We start from the raw sequence: 16,460 nt of genomic DNA, 5'->3' as shown, positions 1-16,460 counted from the left end.
ATCAGCGCTTGCCGCCGAAAATGCCACCCAGGATGCCGCGCACGATCTGGTTGCCCAGCTTGGTGCCGACGGTACGCGTGGTCTGCTTGGCCATGGTCTCGATCATGCCCTGGCGGCGCTTGGTACCGAAGATCGCATCCTTGATGGACTGGCCGAAGCCTCCCTCCTGCGCCTCGTCCTGCTCGCGACTGCGCGCGGCAGGTGCCTCGGCCTTCTCGACCGCCTTCTGCGCGCGCTGGGCCAGCAGTTCGGCGGCCGATTCGCGGTTGATCGCGGTGTCGTAGCGGCTGCCGACCGGGCTTCCGGCACGTACCTGCGCACGCTCGGCGTCGGTGATCGGCCCCATCCGGCAGCGCGGCGGCGCGATCATCGTCTGCTGCACCGGCATCGGCACGCCCTTGTCCTGCAGCGTGGACACCAGCGCCTCGCCGGTGCCGAGCTGGCTCAGCACCTTGGCCACGTCCAGCTTCGGGTTCGGCACGAAGGTCTCGGCAGCGGTCTTTACCGCCTTCTGGTCGCGCGGGGTGAAGGCGCGCAGCGCGTGCTGCACGCGGTTGCCCAGCTGGCCGAGGATGTTGCCCGGCACGTCATCGGGGAACTGCGAGCAGAAGTACACGCCCACGCCCTTGGAGCGGATCAGTCGAACCACCTGCTCGATGCGCTGCAACAGCGACGCGGGCGCGTCGTCGAACAGCAGGTGCGCTTCGTCGAAGATGAAGACCAGCTTCGGCTTGTCCAGGTCGCCCACTTCCGGCAGCTGCTCGAACAGTTCCGACAGCAGCCACAGCAGGAAGGTCGAATACAGCTTGGGCTTGAGCACCAGCTGGTCGGCGGCAAGGATGCCGATCATGCCGCGGCCGTCGTGATTGACCCGCATGATGTCGGCCAGTTCCAGTGCCGGTTCGCCGAAGAAATTCTCGCCGCCGTCCTGTGCCAGGCGCAGCACCGAGCGCTGGATCGCGGCGATCGACTGCGCGCTGACCAGGCCGTACTCGGTGGAGATGTCCTTGCGCTCCTCGGCCACCAGGCCGAGCAGGGCACGCAGATCGTCCATGTCCAGCAGCAGCAGGCCACGGTCGTCGGCCAGCTTGAAGACGATGTCGAGCACGCCGGCCTGGGTATCGTTCAATTCGAGGATGCGCGACAGCAGGGTCGGGCCCATCTCGCTGACCGTGGTGCGCACCGGGTGGCCGAGCTTGCCGTACAGATCCCAGAAAATGGTCGGGCTGGCGGCCGGCGCATAGTCCGCCACGCCGATCTCGGCGGCGCGCTGCAGCAGGTTCTCGGCGCCGGTGCCAGGCACGGCCAGGCCGGACACATCGCCCTTCACATCGGCCAGGAACACCGGAACGCCCAGCCGCGAGAAGCCCTCGGCCAGGGTCATCAGGGTCACCGTCTTGCCGGTACCGGTGGCGCCGGCTACCAGTCCGTGGCGGTTGCCGAGTTTCGGCAGCAGGGTGACGGCAATATCGTCGGTAATGCCTTTGCCGAGCAGAATCGGATCCATGGTCCAGCCCTTGTGGTGAATAGCCCAATGTTAACCGCCGGCGGTGACGGGCCGAAGGTCGGCTTGCCCGGACCTTGGCGGCGCCGCTACTCTGCCTGCCTGTTTCGCACACAGTGCCATCAATGCCCGTTCCTGTCCTGATTTCCCGTGGTTGGCCGCTGCTGGCCCTGGCCGGCCTGGTTTCCCTGGCGCCCGACGCCCATGCGCAGCGGGTTTCGGCCCGGGACAAGGTGAAGGTGGATGCGCTGCAGCAGCGCATGACCGCCGCCGAGAAGCGCTACAGCGACGCCCTGTTGCTGGTCGCCAATTCCGACCCGAAGGGCAGCAACGAGGCCGATGCCGCGCTGGAGGACATGGAAGACGTACTCAATGACTGCGTGAAGCAGAAGGGCTGCCAGATGGGCACCCTGCTGGCCAGCTACAAGCGCCTGCTCAAGCACGACGCCGATGCGGCGGGCAGCGATGAGGTGGCCGACGAGAGTGGTGACCGCCTGGAAGCCGACCCCGACCATATCGGCCCGCTCACCGCCGATGTGCCCGAGGCCGCCCGCGCCGCCGCGCTGCTCAACGACAAGCGGCATGCCTTCGACACCATGGTCGAGTACAACCCGGCCGTGCAGGCCGGCATCCGCCGCTGGCTGACCGACATGCGCCCGGCGTTGCTGACCAGCTACGAGAACTACCAGAACCTGCGCGCGGTGATGTGGCCGGAGTGGGAAAAGCGCGGCCTGCCCGAGGCGCTGCTGTTCGGCATCATGGCCAAGGAATCCAACGGCCGCGTGCATGCCTCCTCGCGCGCGGGCGCCGCCGGCCTGATGCAGTTCATGCCGGCCACCGGCCGCCGCTTCGGCCTCGGCCCGGACGGCACCGGCTTCGATACGCGCTTCGATGCACGGAGCGCCGCCGAGGCCAGCGCCAGCTATCTCAACGAACGCCTGCGCGAACTGAACAACAACGTGGAAATGTCGGTGGCCGCCTACAACGGTGGCGAAGGCCGCGCCGCGCGCGTGTTCAAGCAGAGCGGCGGGCAGAGCTTCTGGACCGACAGCGTCTACAACCAGTTCCCCGGCGAGACCAAGGACTACGTGCCGATGGTGATCGCCGCGGCGTGGATCTTCCTGCACCCGCAGCAGTACGGCGTGGAGTTCCCGAAGATCAGTGCGCAGCCGGCCACGCTGCGCCTGGCCAAGTCCACCACCATCTATGAACTGACCATCTGCCTGGGCAGCCACGGCACCCGCGATGGCTACATGCGCGCGCTGCGCAACCTCAACCCGCGCTATGAAGCCGACGGCTGGATTCCGGCCGGCACGTTGATCAACGCCACCACCCGCATCGCCGGCCTGTACCAGCGCAACTGCGTCAGCGGCCCGCGTGCGGACCTGGCCCGCACCCTGATCACCGCCGATCTGAACGCAGCCATCGTCCGCCCGACCGCCGCCAGTTACACCGGCAGCGTGGCCGTGGGTGGTGTGGTGCCGGTGGCGGACGCTGCTGCATCCACCAGCGTGCCGACCACGCCGGTCGCTCCGGTGGCTACGCCGCGCCCGGCGGCGCGGCCGAAGCCGGTGCGCAGCCACAAGGTGGGCAAGGGCGAGACCCTGGGTGCCATTGCGGCGAAGTTTCAGTGCGACGTGCCGACCCTGGCCCGCGCCAACGGCCTGAAAGCCCCGGCCTACAGCCTGCGCCACGGCCAGACGCTGAAGCTGCAGGGCTGCGACAAGTAATCCCCCACGACCCCTGGAATCCGCATGGACCTCGAAGACACCCGCAACCTGTTCGCCAACCTCCGCGAAAACACCGACTGGGACATCACCGGCCCGTTGCTGTGGGGGTATTTCTTCGTCCATTCCACCGCAGAGCCACTGCAGGCGCTGGCTGACCACCTGCAGGCGCAGGGCTACACCTTCGTGGAACTGTTCGAGCAGGAGCCGGAAGAAGGCGACGCGCCGTTCCACGTGCTGCATGTGGAGCGTGTGGAGATTCACGACGAAGCCTCGCTGGACCGTCGCAACCAGGAGTTCGCGGCGCTGGCCGCGGAGAAGGGCGTGGAAGACTACGACGGCATGGACGTCGGCCCGGCCCCGGCCCTGCAGTAACACGTTTCTGGCTGTAGAGCCGAGCCCATGCTCGGCTGTTTTTGCCGGCAGCCGAGCATGGGCTCGGCTCTACAGACCCGGCAGTGCCGGCCGCTGGCCGTCATTCCGTTGAATCCATCCACGCATGGCGTGGATCGACGGTCAGCGCAGCTTCGCCAGCGCCTGGCCCAGCTGCACCGGGCTCTCAGCGCCCAGCTGGGGGGCGAACTCGGCCACGCCCGGCGGCAGCAGCACGATCACGGTGGAACCGTAGTTGAAGCGCGCCATCTCGGCGAAACGCTCAAGCTTGATGCCCTGGCCGCGGTAATCCTTGCGGGTGATGCGGTCACCGTAGGCCGGGATCTCCTCACCGCTCCATACGGTCTCCACGCCGGACACCAGCAGTGCGCCGACCATCACGCTGACCATCGGGCCGAAGCTGGTGTCGAAGTGGCAGACCAGGCGCTCGTTGCGGGCAAACAGGCGCGGCACGCCGTTCACCGCGGCCGGGCCGACGCTGAACAGGCGGCCCGGCACGTGCACGGTCTCGCGCAGGGTGCCGGTCCACGGCATGTGCACGCGGTGGTAGTCGCGCGGCGACAGGTACACGGTGGCGTACAGGCCATCGTTGTACGGCTTGGCGTCCTCGTCGCTGCCCAGCAGCTCGGCGGCGGTGAACGACTGCCCCTTGGCCTGGAAGATGCGGCCGGCCTCGATCTTCCCCAGCTGGCTGATGCGGCCGTCGGCCGGCATCACCAGGCTGCGCGGATCGGCGTCGGCCACGCGCGCGCCCGGCTTCAGCGCACGGGTGAAGAACTGGTTGAAGGTGGCGTAGCTGCGCGGGTCCGGGTTGGCCGCTTCGTCCAGGTTGACGTTGAACTTGCGGGTGACCGTGTCGATCAGCCAGCGCGATACGCGCGGATCGTCCGAGTACGCCAGCGAACGCGCCATCGAAGACAGCAGGCGGTGGGGCAGGGCGTACGTCAGGGCGGTGGTGAGGCTCATGGGGCGGTTTTCTCGGTCAGCTTCTGCAGGTCGCGGGCAATGGCCGGCGCATTGAACGGGGGGCGCACCAGGCCGGCAAGGCGGCCCTGCGGATCGAGCACGGCCAGGCTGGCCGAATGCTCGACGGTGTAGTCCTCGGGGTTTTCGTCGAAGTGCTTGCCCGGCACCTTCTGGAACACGAAGCCCAGCGAGGTGGCGAAGCGTTCCAGCGAGGGCACATCGGCGGTGGCGGCCAGGGTGTCCTTGTGGAAGCCGTGCACGTACTCGCCCAGCCGCGTGGCGCTGTCGCGGTCGGGGTCGACCGAGATGAACAGCACCCGCGGGCGCAGCGTGTCAGGCAGCGCTTCCCACTGGTTCTGCGCGCCGGCCAGTTCGGCCAGGGTGGTCGGGCACACGTCCGGGCAGAAGGTGAAGCCCAGGAACACCAGGGTCCAGTGGCCCTTCAGTTCGCCCGGGATCAGGCGGGTGCCGTCGGACTGGGCCAGGTTGAAGTCGGGCAGTTCACGCGGCTGCGGGTACAGCGTGACCGCTTCGGTGGCCGGGGCGTTGGCCGGCGGCTTCGGCGCAAACACCTGCTGGGCGGCCAGCAGGCCCAGGCCCGCCGCCAGGGCGATCAGCAGGATGATGCCGGCGTTGCGATTGAACATGGGTGCCCCCGCGCGAAGTGGGCTCCATCATACCGGCTGCGGCCCGATCGTTTCCGCCGCAACGGATGCCGCCGCGGGCGCCAGCCCCTATAATCGGGGGCCACTTTGCCCGCAGTACCGCCATGACCGCTGAAACGGCCGCCGAACTCCACACGATCATCGATCTGATCCGCTACGGCACCAGCCGTTTCAACGAAGCCGGGCTGACCTTCGGTCACAGCTACGACAATGCGCTGGACGAGGCCACCCAGCTGGTGCTGCACAGCCTGCACCTGCCGCACGACCTCGGCCCGGCGTACGGCCAGGCGCGCCTGCTGCAGGCCGAGAAGCTGCGCGTGCTGGAACTATTCCAGCGCCGCATCGACGAACGCATCCCGGCCGCCTACCTGACCGGCGAGGCCTGGTTCGCCGGCCTGAGTTTCAAGAGCGACAAGCGCGCCCTGGTGCCGCGCTCGCCGATCGCCGAACTGATTGAATGCGGCTTCGAGCCGTGGCTGGCCGGCCGCGATGTCAGCCGTGCGCTGGACCTGTGCACCGGTTCGGGCTGCATCGCCATCGCCATGGGCCACTACTACCCGAACTGGGAAGTGGATGGCGTCGACCTCAGTGACGACGCACTGTCGCTGGCTGAAGAGAACAAGGAACGCCTGCAGGCGCACAATGTCACCCTGCTCAAGTCGGATCTGTTCAACGGCCTGACCGGCCGCCATTACGACCTGATCGTCACCAATCCGCCGTACGTCACCAACGACGAGACCGATGCCCTGCCGCAGGAATACTCCTACGAGCCGGAAATGGGCCTGCGTGCCGGCGACGACGGCCTGGACCTGGTGCTGAAGATCCTGCGCGACGCCCCGCTGCACCTGAGCGAGGACGGCCTGCTGATCTGCGAAGTGGGCGAATCCGAGCAGCACCTGATCAAGCTGCTGCCGGAAGTCGACTTCGCCTGGATCGAGTTCAAGGTCGGCCAGATGGGCATCTTCGCGGTCGAGTGCCGCGAGCTGATCGCCCACAGCGCGCGTATCACCGAACTGGCGGCGCAGCGCCCGTGAGCTCCAATTCGTTCGGCAAGCTGTTCACCGTCACCACGTTCGGCGAGTCGCACGGGCCGGCCATCGGCTGCGTGATCGATGGCTGCCCTCCGGGGCTGGCGCTGGACGCGGCCGAATTCGCCCACGACCTGCAGCGTCGCGCCACCGGCAAGAGCCGGCACACCTCGGCGCGTCGCGAGGCCGATGAAGTCGAGATCCTCTCCGGCGTATACGAGGGCCTGACCACCGGCACCCCGATTGCGCTGCTGATCCGCAACACCGACCAGCGCAGCAAGGACTACGCCAACATCGGCCAGCAGTTCCGGCCGGGTCATGCCGACTACAGCTACTGGCACAAGTACGGCATCCGTGACCCGCGCGGTGGCGGCCGTTCCTCGGCACGCGAGACCACCATGCGCGTTGCCGCCGGCGTGGTCGCCAAGAAGTGGCTGGCCGAGCGCTTCGGCGTGACCGTGCGTGGTTACCTGTCGCAACTGGGCGACGTCACCCCGGCCGGTTTCGACTGGTCGGCGGTGGAAGACAATCCGTTCTTCTGGCCGCATGCCGCACAGGTGCCCGAGCTGGAGGCGTACATGGATGCGCTGCGCAAGTCCGGTGATTCGGTTGGTGCGCGCGTGGACGTGGTGGCCGACAACGTGCCGCCGGGCTGGGGCGAGCCGATCTACGGCAAGCTCGATGGTGAACTGGCCGCTGCCCTGATGAGCATCAACGCGGTGAAGGGCGTGGAGATCGGCGATGGTTTTCTCAGTGCCGCGCAGAAGGGCACCGAGCACCGCGACCTGCTGACGCCGCAGGGCTTCGCCAGCAACCATGCCGGCGGCATCCTCGGTGGCATCTCCACCGGCCAGCCGGTAGTTGCGTCGATTGCCCTGAAGCCGACTTCCAGCCTGCGCCTGCCGGGTCCGTCGCTGGACACGGCCGGCAACGTGGTCGATGTGGTCACCACTGGTCGCCACGATCCCTGTGTCGGCATCCGCGCCACCCCGATCGCCGAGGCGATGGTGGCGCTGGTGCTGATGGACCAGGCGCTGCGCCATCGTGCGCAGTGCGGCGATGTCGGCACGATCACCCCGCGCATTCCCGGGCAGATCGATGGCTGACACGCGGCCGACCGTGTGGGTGAGCCAGCCGCTGATCGACGCGGCCATCGCGCCGTTGCGCGATCGCGTACAGCTGCGCAGCACCGACACCGTCACCGCCTGGACGCCCGCGCAGATCGCCGAACAGCTGGCCCGCGCCGACGGCGCGATCATCACCCTCAACGAGCGCATCGGTGCGGCCCAGGTGGCCGGCGCCGCGCAGCTGCAGGTGATCGCCAATGTCGGCGTCGGCTACAACAATCTGGATGTCGACGCGCTCACTGCGGCCGGCATCCTCGCCAGCAACACGCCGGACGTCCTGACCGAGACCACTGCCGATCTCGGCTTCGCGTTGCTGATGGCCACTGCGCGCCGGATCACCGAGTCCGAGCGCTGGCTGCGCGAAGGCCAGTGGCAGCAGTGGTCGTTCCAGACCATGCTGGGCGCGGATGTCCATGGCAGCACGCTGGGCATCCTCGGCATGGGCCGCATCGGCCAGGGCATCGCACGCCGCGGTGCACACGGGTTCGGCATGAAGGTGCTGTACCACAACCGTTCGCGGTTGCCGGCCGATACCGAGGCGGCGCTTGGCGCGACCTACGTGGACCTGGACACGCTGCTGGCGCAGTCCGACCACCTGGTCACGGTACTGCCCTACACCCCGGCCTCGCATCACATCATCGATGCGGCGGCACTGGCGAAGATGAAGCCGTCAGCCACCCTGGTGAACATCGCCCGCGGCGGCATCGTCGACGAACTGGCGCTGGCTGACGCACTGGCCCACGGCCGGCTGGCCGCTGCCGGCCTGGATGTCTACGAGGGCGAGCCGACGGTGCGTCCGGAGCTGCTGGCGCTGCGCAATGTGGTGCTGACGCCGCATATCGGCAGTGCCTCGCTGGCCACGCGCACGGCGATGGTACAGCTGGCCGTCGACAATCTGGTTGCCGGGCTCGGCCTGGATGGCGCACCCTCGTGCATGCCGAGCGCGATCAACGCTGACGCGGCCATGGCTGCGCGCGTGACCCTGAGCAAAAAAACCGGGAAACGATAGGGAACCTCCGCGCGCCCCGCCTGAGGAGGTTCCCCGAACCCAGCTGTCGTGCGTGTTTCTTCCCCATTTCCGTTTTCGTGAGAGTTTTCCCCCATGAGCAATGCACAGCGCAGTTTCCACGTTGCCGTCGTCGGTGCCACCGGTGCGGTCGGCGAGACCATGTTGTCGATCCTGGCCGAGCGTGATTTCCCGGTCGGCACCCTGAGCGTCCTCGCTTCGGAACGTTCGGCCGGTGGCGAGATCGAGTTCAACGGCCAGAAGGTCAAGGTGCAGGACCTGGCCACCTTCGATCCGAGCGGTGTCGAGATCGCGCTGTTCTCGGCCGGTGGCAGCGTGTCCAAGGAATACGCACCGAAGTTCGCCGCTGCCGGTGCGGTGGTGATCGACAACTCCTCGGCCTTCCGTTACGACGATGACGTGCCGCTGGTGGTGTCCGAGGTCAATCCGGAACAGGTGGCCAACCGTCCGCGCGGCATCATCGCCAACCCGAACTGCTCGACCATGCAGATGCTGGTGGCGCTGGCGCCGCTGCACCGCAAGTACGGCATCGAGCGCATCAACGTCTCCACCTACCAGTCGGTGTCCGGCGGTGGTCGTTCGGCCACCGAAGAGCTGGGCAAGCAGACTGGCCAGCTGCTCAGCTTCCAGGAAATCGATCCGCAGCGCTTCCCGGTGCAGATCGCCTTCAACCTGATCCCGCACATCGATGACTTCCAGGACAACGGTTTCACCAAGGAAGAGATGAAGCTGATCTGGGAGACCCGCAAGATCCTCGGCGACGACAGCATCCTGGTGAACCCGACCGCGGTGCGTGTGCCGGTTTTCTACGGCCACTCCGAGTCGGTGGCGATCGAGACCCGCGACAAGGTCACCGTGGCCGAAGCGCGCGCGCTGCTGGAGCAGTCGCCGGGCATTGAAGTGGTGGACCGCCATGAAGCCGGTGGTTATCCGACCCCGGTCACCCATGCCTCGGGCACCGATGCGGTGTATGTCGGCCGTATCCGTGAGGACCTGTCGCATCCGCGCGGCCTGAACCTGTGGATCGTGTCGGACAACGTGCGCAAGGGCGCGGCGTTGAATGCCGTGCAGCTGGCCGAGCTGGTCGCCGCCGAGCAGCGCTGATGGAGAGGCCGGGCAATGCCCGGCCTTTTCTGCAGGGCCGGGCCCACGCTTGGCTCAGGCCATGCAGCCGGGCACGTGCTCGGCTCTACATGGGTGCGGACCCCGGTCCGCACGCTTTATAGTGTCGCCCATGAATAAACGGGCCAGGGGCGCAAAGCGCCCGCTCCTCTATCTTTCCACCGCGCTGCTGGCCCTGGCCAGCAGTTCGGCACTCGCATTGGGCCTGGGGGACATCCGTGTCCTGTCCAAGCCGGGGCAGCCGTTGCTGGCCGAAATCCCGGTGGTGTCGGCTGACCCGTCCGAGCTGGAGAACCTGCGCGTCGCACTGGCCTCGCCGGTTACCTTCGAACGCGTCGGCCTGCAGCGGCCGACCGGGCTGGTCAGCGAGCTGCAGTTCGAGCTGACCCGCAATGCGCAGGGCAGGGCGGTGGTGCGGGTGACCTCGCAGGCGCCGGTCGAGACTCCGTCGCTGAGTTTCCTGATCGAAGCCGAATGGGGCCAGGGCCGTCTGGTCCGCGAGTACTCGGCACTGGTCGATGCACCGTCCAGCGCGCTGGCCGTCACCGAGCCCGAGATCGTGGCGCCGGCCGGCACCCTGTCCAACACCATCGCGCGCGAGCCGGCACCCGCGCCTGCTGCAACGGTGCCCGATGTGCCACCCCGGGCGCCTGCCGCGGCACCTGCAGCCACGCCGGCTCGGCCGCGTGCGGAACCTGCACCGGTTGCGGCAGCGCCGGCCGACGGCAGCATCACCGTGCAGCGCGGTCAGACCCTGTCGCAGATCGCCAGCGCGGTGGCGCGTGGCAACCAGGTCAGCCGCGACCGCGCGATGATCGCCCTGCTGCGCGCCAATCCCGAAGCCTTCATCCGTGGCAACGTCAATCTGCTCAAGCAGGGCGCGGTGCTGCGCGTGCCGGGCAGCGATGCGCTTGCCGCTGTCGATGCCGCCGAGGCCGCCGCGCTGGTGCGCGAGCACGCTGCGCAATGGCGGCAGGCGCGTACCGTGCCGCAACCGGCGGGTGCGGTCGCGCCGGCCGCCAAGGCGGCAACCGCGAACGCTTCTTCCCCGGCTGCCGCCAACGGGGCACGACTTGAGATCGCTCCGGCGCTGGCGTCCGACGCCGCGCACGCGGGCACAACCACCGGCACCGCTGCCGGCAGCGAGGGTGACATGCTGGGCAACGAACAACTGCGACAGGCGCGTGAGGACATCGCCACCCGCGATGCCGAGATCGGTGAACTGAAGCAGCGCGTGGCTGATCTGGAGAAGCTGAAGGAGCAGCAGCAGTCGTTGATCGCGATGAAGGACAACGACCTGGCTGCCGCGCAGCAGCGCCTGGCACAGGCGCCGGGTTCCCGTGATGCAGTGACGCCGTGGTACTGGCTGGGCCTGCCGGTGCTGCTGCTGGCAGCAGGCGCAGCCTGGTTGCTGCGCCGTCGCAAGCCTTCGCCGCTGCCCCCGCTGCGCGAAGAGGGTGACGCCGCCGGGCTGGCTGCTGCGGTTCCTGCGGGTGCGGCACTGGACACGCTGGCCGAGCAGTCTTCATGGTCGTCGGCGGTGGCCGATGGCGGCCGCCAGGAACCGGCGATGCCAGCCTGGGCGAGCGAGCCCGAGGGCCATGCCGAAGCAGCGGTCGATCCGATCGCCGACCACGCGGTGCAGGCCGACTGGAAGGCTGACATGCTGCGCGACGAAGACGTGGTCGTACTGCCCGAGGCGGTGACCGATCTGCCGCGCTGGGACGAGCCCGCGACCGCACGCGAAGATGTTGTTGAGGCGCCGGTACAGGATGAGCCGGCCGCACCAGGGACGCCATCTGAAGTGGCGGTGCCGGACTACGCGCTGCATGCCGAACAGCAGCCGCAGTTCCGCGGCGTGTTCGATCTGCCGGCCGAAGCGCATCAGAACGAGTTCCCGGTTGATGCCAGGCATCATGACGGAATCGACGGTATCGGCACGTCGCATCCCGAGGAGACTGCGGCCAGCGCGGCTGCGGACAACGGCGATGCCGGCTGGCTGCCGCGTGCCGGCCAGGAGCGCCTCGAGCTTGCCATCGCATACCTGGACCTGGGCGACGCGCAGACCGCGCGTACCCTGCTGCTGGAGGTCGCCGAAGGCGGCGATCCGCACAGCCAGGCCCAGGCCCGCGAACTGCTGGCCCGCCTGCCGTGACCGAACCCGCCGACAAGGACCCTGCCATGAGCCGCGAGCGCCGCATCGACTACGTTGAATTCGCCTCCAGCGACCCGGCCGCCAGCCGTGCCTTCTTCGAGAAGGTGTTCGGCTGGTCGTTCGTCGACTATGGCAGCGACTACACCGCGTTCGACGATGGCCGCCTGCAAGGGGGCTTCTTCCGCGGCCAGCCCCAGCGGGCCAGCGACAGCGGCGCACCGCTGCTGGTGCTGTATGCCGACCAGCTGGTGCCGGTCGAAGCAGCGGTGCGCAACGCTGGCGGTGAGATCGTGCGGCCGGTGTTTTCCTTCCCCGGCGGCAGCCGCTTCCAGTTCGTCGAGCCCGGTGGCAACGAACTGGCGGTCTGGTCCGAACGCGATCCGGCCTGAGCGCCGCCCCATACGCAATATCGAGGTAGCACATGCGTTACGCGCTTGGCGTCGAGTACGACGGCAGCGATTTCAGGGGCTGGCAGAACCTGGGCGAGGGCGGTCCCAGCGTGCAGGCCAGCCTTGAGCAGGCCCTGTCGTCGGTGGCCGATGCGCCGCTGCAGGTGGTCTGCGCCGGCCGCACCGATGCCGGCGTGCATGGCCAGTGCCAGGTCGTGCATTTCGATACCGACGTGGTGCGCGATCCGCGCGCCTGGATGCTGGGCACCACCACCCGCCTGCCGCGCTCGATCGCGGTGCGCTGGTGCGTGCCGGTGGCCGATGACTTCCACGCCCGCTTCTCGGCACGCGCACGCCGCTACCGCTACCGCCTGCTCAACCGCGAGGTGCGGCCAGCGCTGGACCGGCAGACCCTCAGCTGGGAGCGCCGGGCGCTGGACGAGACCCTGATGCACGCCGCCGGCCAGGCCCTGATCGGCGAGAACGACTTCAGCGCGTTCCGCTCCGTGCAATGCCAGGCGCTGCATGCGCGGCGTGAGCTGCAGTCGCTGCAGGTCAGCCGCCAGGGCGAGGTGATTGAAGTGGCCGTGCAGGGCAATGCATTCCTTCATCACATGGTCCGCAATATCGTCGGATCGTTGATCCTGGTGGGTAGCGGCGAAAAACCGGTGGACTGGATCGCCGAACTGCTGGCCGGGCGCGATCGCACCGTAGCCGGTCCCACCGCACCGCCGCAGGGCCTGGTGTTCCTTGGGCCCCTGTACCCCGACAACTGGCATCTGCCCGCCGAGGTCACGCTATGAGCCGCTCCTACTACCGCACGCGCATCAAGTTCTGTGGCATGACCCGTGCAGGCGATGTCCGCCTGGCCGGTGAGCTGGGCGTGGACGCAGTGGGTTTCATCTTTGCCCGCGAGAGCAGCCGCCGGGTTGCTCCTGCCGAAGCACGCGCGATGCGCCAGGCGATCGCGCCGATGGTCGATGTGGTGGCCCTGTTCCGCAACAACAGCAAGGAAGAGGTGCGCGAGGTGCTGCGCACGGTGCGGCCGACCCTGCTGCAGTTCCACGGCGAGGAAGACGAGAGCTTCTGCCGCAGCTTCAACATGCCCTACCTGAAGGCGATTGCCATGGGGGGCCGGGAAGAGGTCAATGCGCGCACGTTGCAGCTGCGTTACCCCAGCGCGGCGGGGTTCCTGTTCGACAGCCACGCCCCCGGTGGCGGTGGCGGTACCGGCGTGGCCTTCGACTGGGGCCGTATCCCGACCGGCCTGCATCGGCCGTTCCTGCTGGCCGGTGGCCTGAACCCGGAAAACGTCTACGATGCCGTGCTGGCTACCCTGCCGTGGGGCGTGGACGTGTCCAGCGGCATCGAACTGGAGCCGGGCATCAAGGACGGCTACAAGATGCGTACCTTCGTCGAGGAAGTGCGCCGCGCGGACTGCACGGTCCTGGAGTGATTTGCGTCACCATTTGCCGTGATCTGGACCTGGATTTGAGCCTGCACGTATTCTTCACATAGGATGGACCCAAGCGCGCCAGCCATGAGGGCCGGCGCGGGGATCCACGGGGCGCGCTCTGCGCGTTCCGAACGGGCGATCGCCGCCCACAGCCCAGGAAGGCAAGCGATGCAGGAGTTCCTCAGCGTTGTGTTCGGTTTCCCGACCCTGCCGTACAGCATCGTGCTGGCGGTATCGCTGATCTATTGGGGGCTTGCCGCATTTGGCCTGGTCGACGATGGCTTCGGCGACCTTGGCGCCGATGGCGCCCTGGACGGCGGCAACGATCTCAGCGGCCTGTCGGCCCTGCTGCAGCGCTTCGGCCTGGGCGGAGTGCCGGTCATGGTCGTGGTCACGCTGCTGGGCTTCTTCGGCTGGGCGCTGACCTATTTCATCCATCTTTTCGTGCTGCTGCCGTTGCCGGACCTGCTGCGCTGGACGATCGGCGCGGTCGTGGCCGTGCTGGCTCCCCTGCCTGCGGTGCCGGTCACCGCGCTTCTGCTGCACCCCGTCCGTCGGTTCCTGCTGCGCCTGCGGCCGGTGGCCCAGGCCTCGTTGCTGGGGCGCATCGGTGTGGTCGCCTCGCCGAAAGTGGATGCCCGCAGCGGCCACGCCACCTTCGATGACGGTGGCGCCGGGCTGGTGCTGCAGGTGCGCAGCGACATTGAGCTGCAGCGTGGCGAGCGCATCGTGCTGGTCGAGCACGTGGCCGAACAGCATTACTACCGGGTGGTCCGCGCCGATGCGGTCGCCCTCGATTTCCAGGACAACCTGCTTCCGGGCAACAAGGAGAATCACTGATGACGTTGGCAACCATGGCCCCCTTCCTGATCGGCGTCGCCGTCCTGCTGGTCGGGCTGCTCGGCCTGGCCGGCCTGTTCAAGGCCTTCTACCGCAAGGTCGACCAGGGCGTGGCCCTGATCGTCAACGACATGAGCTCCACGCCCAAGGTGCACTTCACCGGTGCGCTGATCATCCCGGTGCTGTACCGCGCCGAGCTGATGCGCATCAGCCTGATCACCCTGCAGATCGACCGCCGCGGCAAGGAAGGCCTGATCTGCCGCGACAACATGCGTGCCGATATCGCCGTGGCCTTCTACCTGCGGGTCAATGAAACCCAGGCCGACGTGCTGCGCGTGGCCAAGGCCATCGGCGCCGATCGTGCCTCGGACAAGCACGCCGTCGACGAGCTGTTCAACGCCAAGTTCTCCGAAGCGCTGAAGACGGTGGGCAAGAAGTTCGACTTCACCGAGCTGTTCGAGAAGCGCCAGGAGTTCCGCGACGAGATCATCGCGGTCATCGGCAACGATCTGAACGGCTATGTGCTGGAGGACGTGGCGATCGACTATCTGGAACAGACCCCGAAGTCGCTGCTGGACCAGTTCAACATCCTCGACGCGCAGGGCATCCGCAAGATCACCGAGCTGACCGCTGCGCAGAACGTGGTGACCAACGAGCTGGAGCAGAACGAGAAGCTCGCCATCACCAAGAAGAACGTGGAAGCGCGTGAGGCGCTGCTGGCGCTGGAACGCCAGCAGGCCGAAGCGGAAGCCCGCCAGAAGCGCGAGATCGAGACCATCCGCGCGCGCGAGGAAGCCGAGACCGCCAAGGTGCAGGAAGAACAGCGCCAGCTGTCCGAGAACGCCCGCATCGAAGCGCAGCAGCTGATCGAGATCCGCGACCAGAACCGCCTGCGCGAAGTGGAAGTGGCCGAGCAGAACCGCCAGCGTGCGGTGGCCATCGAAGCCGAGCGCGTCGAGCGCGCACGCCAGCTGGAGCAGGTCACTACCGACCGTGAAGTGCAGCTGCAGGGCGTGGAACGCGACAAGGTGGTCGAGCAGGGCAAGATGGACGTGGCCAACATCACCCGCGAACGCATCTCCATCGACAAGACCGTGGCCCAGGAAGAAGAGCGCATCAAGGAAGTGCGCGAGGTCTCCGAGGCGGACCGCCAGAAGCAGGTGCTGATCCTGGAAGCCGAGGCCAAGGCGCAGGAATCGCTGGTGCGTGAAGTGAAGGAAGCGCAGGCGCGCGAAACCGCCTCCAAGCATCGTGCCGTTGAACTGACCACGCTGGCCCAGGCCGAGCACGAAGCGGCCGGCAAGCAGGCCGAAGCCAAGCGCCTGCTGGCCGACGCCTACCGTGCCGAACAGGCTGCGCCGGGCCTGGCCGAAGCGCAGGTGCGTGAAGCCTCGGCACTGGCCATCGAGAAGATCGGCATCGCCGAAGCGCGCGTGATCGAGGCCAAGGCCGAAGCCAGCCTGAAGCAGGGCAGCAACGAAGCCCGTGTGCTGGCCGAGACGCTGCAGGCGCAGGCCCAGGGCGAAGAGAAGATGGGCCTGGCGCGCGCCACCGCCACCGAATCGCTGGGCAACGCCGAAGCCGGCGTGGTGCAGAAGAAGCTGCTGGCCGAGGCCGAGGGCCTGGTGCGCAAGTTCGAGGCGATCGCTTCGCTGAGCGACCAGGCACGCGGCCACGAAGAGTTCCGCATGATGCTGGACAACAGCCTGAAGCAGGCGCTGGCCTCGATCGAAGCCGGCAAGGAAGTCTCGCGCGAGAACGCCAACGTCATCGCCAGCGCGCTGCGCAACGCCGACATCGATCTGGTCGGCGGCGACGGCGGCATGTTCGAGAACCTGGTCAAGGCGGTGTCGCTGGGCAAGTCGATCGAGGGTTTTGCCGGCAAGAGCCCGATCGTGCAGGAGCTGATGCAGCGCTACCTGGGCGTGGCCGTGGCCGAGCCGGCACCGCGCCAGATCGCCGAGGACGCCGAAGCGGTGCCCACCGTGCCGGCCACCGTGGTCGACAGCGCCCGTTGATGCATCGGGCGATGGCCACGCCGCCATCGCCCGCCCGCGCCGG

Annotated in this window: 15 protein-coding genes; 12 read left to right on the top strand and 3 right to left on the bottom strand. The window is 67.8% G+C overall.

The window, feature by feature from the left end; translation table 11 throughout:
• Nucleotide 1 precedes the first annotated feature (1 nt).
• Nucleotides 2–1,507, bottom strand: a complete 1,506-nt coding sequence (locus QP552_RS14845) for a helicase HerA-like domain-containing protein (protein ID WP_286073960.1) — start codon at nt 1,505–1,507, stop codon at nt 2–4.
• Between the two features lie 122 nt (nt 1,508–1,629).
• Between QP552_RS14845 and QP552_RS14840 the strand changes: the two genes are divergently transcribed.
• Nucleotides 1,630–3,234 carry a transglycosylase SLT domain-containing protein gene (locus QP552_RS14840; protein WP_286073959.1) on the top strand — a complete coding sequence of 535 codons (1,605 nt, stop codon included), beginning with the start codon at nt 1,630–1,632 and terminating at the stop codon, nt 3,232–3,234.
• Between the two features lie 24 nt (nt 3,235–3,258).
• Entirely contained in the window at nt 3,259–3,606 is a 348-nt protein-coding gene (locus tag QP552_RS14835) for a ribonuclease E inhibitor RraB (RefSeq protein ID WP_111112472.1), read from the top strand.
• Nucleotides 3,607–3,747: 141 nt separating this feature from the next.
• On the opposite strand, the gene asd is transcribed toward QP552_RS14835, so the two are convergent.
• Together asd and QP552_RS14825 are read right to left on the bottom strand one after the other, a co-directional pair.
• A complete protein-coding gene (gene asd / locus QP552_RS14830; RefSeq protein WP_106548843.1) occupies nt 3,748–4,590 on the bottom strand; it encodes an archaetidylserine decarboxylase in 843 nt (280 codons plus the stop codon).
• The gene (locus QP552_RS14825) at nt 4,587–5,237 is read right to left on the bottom strand and encodes an SCO family protein (RefSeq protein WP_049432390.1); all 651 of its coding nucleotides are present in this window, start codon (nt 5,235–5,237) and stop codon (nt 4,587–4,589) included. The genes asd and QP552_RS14825 overlap by 4 nt, the downstream gene beginning before the upstream one ends.
• 122 nt (nt 5,238–5,359) lie before the next feature.
• On the opposite strand from QP552_RS14825, the gene prmB reads away from it, so the two are divergent.
• The 10 genes from prmB (at nt 5,360) to QP552_RS14775 (ending at nt 16,417) form a co-directional block, all read left to right on the top strand.
• A complete protein-coding gene (gene prmB / locus QP552_RS14820; RefSeq protein WP_005410487.1) occupies nt 5,360–6,289 on the top strand; it encodes a 50S ribosomal protein L3 N(5)-glutamine methyltransferase in 930 nt (309 codons plus the stop codon).
• Entirely contained in the window at nt 6,286–7,389 is a 1,104-nt protein-coding gene (gene aroC, locus QP552_RS14815; RefSeq protein ID WP_286073958.1) for a chorismate synthase, read from the top strand. Before prmB ends, aroC begins: the two co-directional genes overlap by 4 nt.
• Nucleotides 7,382–8,419 carry a D-glycerate dehydrogenase gene (locus QP552_RS14810; RefSeq protein ID WP_286073957.1) on the top strand — a complete coding sequence of 346 codons (1,038 nt, stop codon included), beginning with the start codon at nt 7,382–7,384 and terminating at the stop codon, nt 8,417–8,419. Before aroC ends, QP552_RS14810 begins: the two co-directional genes overlap by 8 nt.
• Nucleotides 8,420–8,512: 93 nt before the next feature.
• Complete coding sequence (locus tag QP552_RS14805) at nt 8,513–9,541, top strand: aspartate-semialdehyde dehydrogenase (protein WP_012511725.1); 1,029 nt, start codon at nt 8,513–8,515, stop codon at nt 9,539–9,541.
• A 130-nt stretch (nt 9,542–9,671) separates the two neighbouring features.
• Nucleotides 9,672–11,714, top strand: coding sequence for a FimV/HubP family polar landmark protein (locus tag QP552_RS14800; protein WP_286073956.1), 2,043 nt, complete (start codon nt 9,672–9,674; stop codon nt 11,712–11,714).
• 26 nt (nt 11,715–11,740) lie between these two features.
• Nucleotides 11,741–12,103 carry a VOC family protein gene (locus QP552_RS14795; protein ID WP_049429540.1) on the top strand — a complete coding sequence of 121 codons (363 nt, stop codon included), beginning with the start codon at nt 11,741–11,743 and terminating at the stop codon, nt 12,101–12,103.
• A gap of 32 nt (nt 12,104–12,135) precedes the next feature.
• A complete protein-coding gene (gene truA / locus QP552_RS14790; RefSeq protein ID WP_049429514.1) occupies nt 12,136–12,906 on the top strand; it encodes a tRNA pseudouridine(38-40) synthase TruA in 771 nt (256 codons plus the stop codon).
• Entirely contained in the window at nt 12,903–13,559 is a 657-nt protein-coding gene (locus QP552_RS14785) for a phosphoribosylanthranilate isomerase (RefSeq protein ID WP_049429515.1), read from the top strand. Before truA ends, QP552_RS14785 begins: the two co-directional genes overlap by 4 nt.
• Before the next feature lie 168 nt (nt 13,560–13,727).
• Nucleotides 13,728–14,399, top strand: a complete 672-nt coding sequence (locus tag QP552_RS14780) for an OB-fold-containig protein (RefSeq protein WP_106548839.1) — start codon at nt 13,728–13,730, stop codon at nt 14,397–14,399.
• Entirely contained in the window at nt 14,399–16,417 is a 2,019-nt protein-coding gene (locus QP552_RS14775; RefSeq protein ID WP_286073955.1) for a hypothetical protein, read from the top strand. The genes QP552_RS14780 and QP552_RS14775 overlap by 1 nt, the downstream gene beginning before the upstream one ends.
• Nucleotides 16,418–16,460: the final 43 nt, after the last annotated feature.

It is taken from the genome of Stenotrophomonas sp. 59 (assembly GCF_030291095.1).
Taxonomy (GTDB): Bacteria; Pseudomonadota; Gammaproteobacteria; order Xanthomonadales; family Xanthomonadaceae; genus Stenotrophomonas; species Stenotrophomonas maltophilia_Q.
The sequence above is the reverse complement of the archived record's forward strand: the minus strand, read 5'-3'. Positions and strand labels throughout refer to the sequence as shown.

Coding starts and splice junctions, on each gene's coding strand:
- QP552_RS14800 (WP_286073956.1), top strand. CDS start 9,672: ATGAATAAACGGGCCAGGGGCGCAAAGCGCCCGCTCCTCTATCTTTCC.
- QP552_RS14785 (WP_049429515.1), top strand. CDS start 12,903: ATGAGCCGCTCCTACTACCGCACGCGCATCAAGTTCTGTGGCATGACC.
- prmB (WP_005410487.1), top strand. CDS start 5,360: ATGACCGCTGAAACGGCCGCCGAACTCCACACGATCATCGATCTGATC.
- QP552_RS14795 (WP_049429540.1), top strand. CDS start 11,741: ATGAGCCGCGAGCGCCGCATCGACTACGTTGAATTCGCCTCCAGCGAC.
- asd (WP_106548843.1), bottom strand. CDS start 4,590: ATGAGCCTCACCACCGCCCTGACGTACGCCCTGCCCCACCGCCTGCTG.
- QP552_RS14805 (WP_012511725.1), top strand. CDS start 8,513: ATGAGCAATGCACAGCGCAGTTTCCACGTTGCCGTCGTCGGTGCCACC.
- QP552_RS14775 (WP_286073955.1), top strand. CDS start 14,399: ATGACGTTGGCAACCATGGCCCCCTTCCTGATCGGCGTCGCCGTCCTG.
- QP552_RS14840 (WP_286073959.1), top strand. CDS start 1,630: ATGCCCGTTCCTGTCCTGATTTCCCGTGGTTGGCCGCTGCTGGCCCTG.
- QP552_RS14845 (WP_286073960.1), bottom strand. CDS start 1,507: ATGGATCCGATTCTGCTCGGCAAAGGCATTACCGACGATATTGCCGTC.
- truA (WP_049429514.1), top strand. CDS start 12,136: ATGCGTTACGCGCTTGGCGTCGAGTACGACGGCAGCGATTTCAGGGGC.
- QP552_RS14835 (WP_111112472.1), top strand. CDS start 3,259: ATGGACCTCGAAGACACCCGCAACCTGTTCGCCAACCTCCGCGAAAAC.
- QP552_RS14780 (WP_106548839.1), top strand. CDS start 13,728: ATGCAGGAGTTCCTCAGCGTTGTGTTCGGTTTCCCGACCCTGCCGTAC.
- QP552_RS14810 (WP_286073957.1), top strand. CDS start 7,382: ATGGCTGACACGCGGCCGACCGTGTGGGTGAGCCAGCCGCTGATCGAC.
- QP552_RS14825 (WP_049432390.1), bottom strand. CDS start 5,237: ATGTTCAATCGCAACGCCGGCATCATCCTGCTGATCGCCCTGGCGGCG.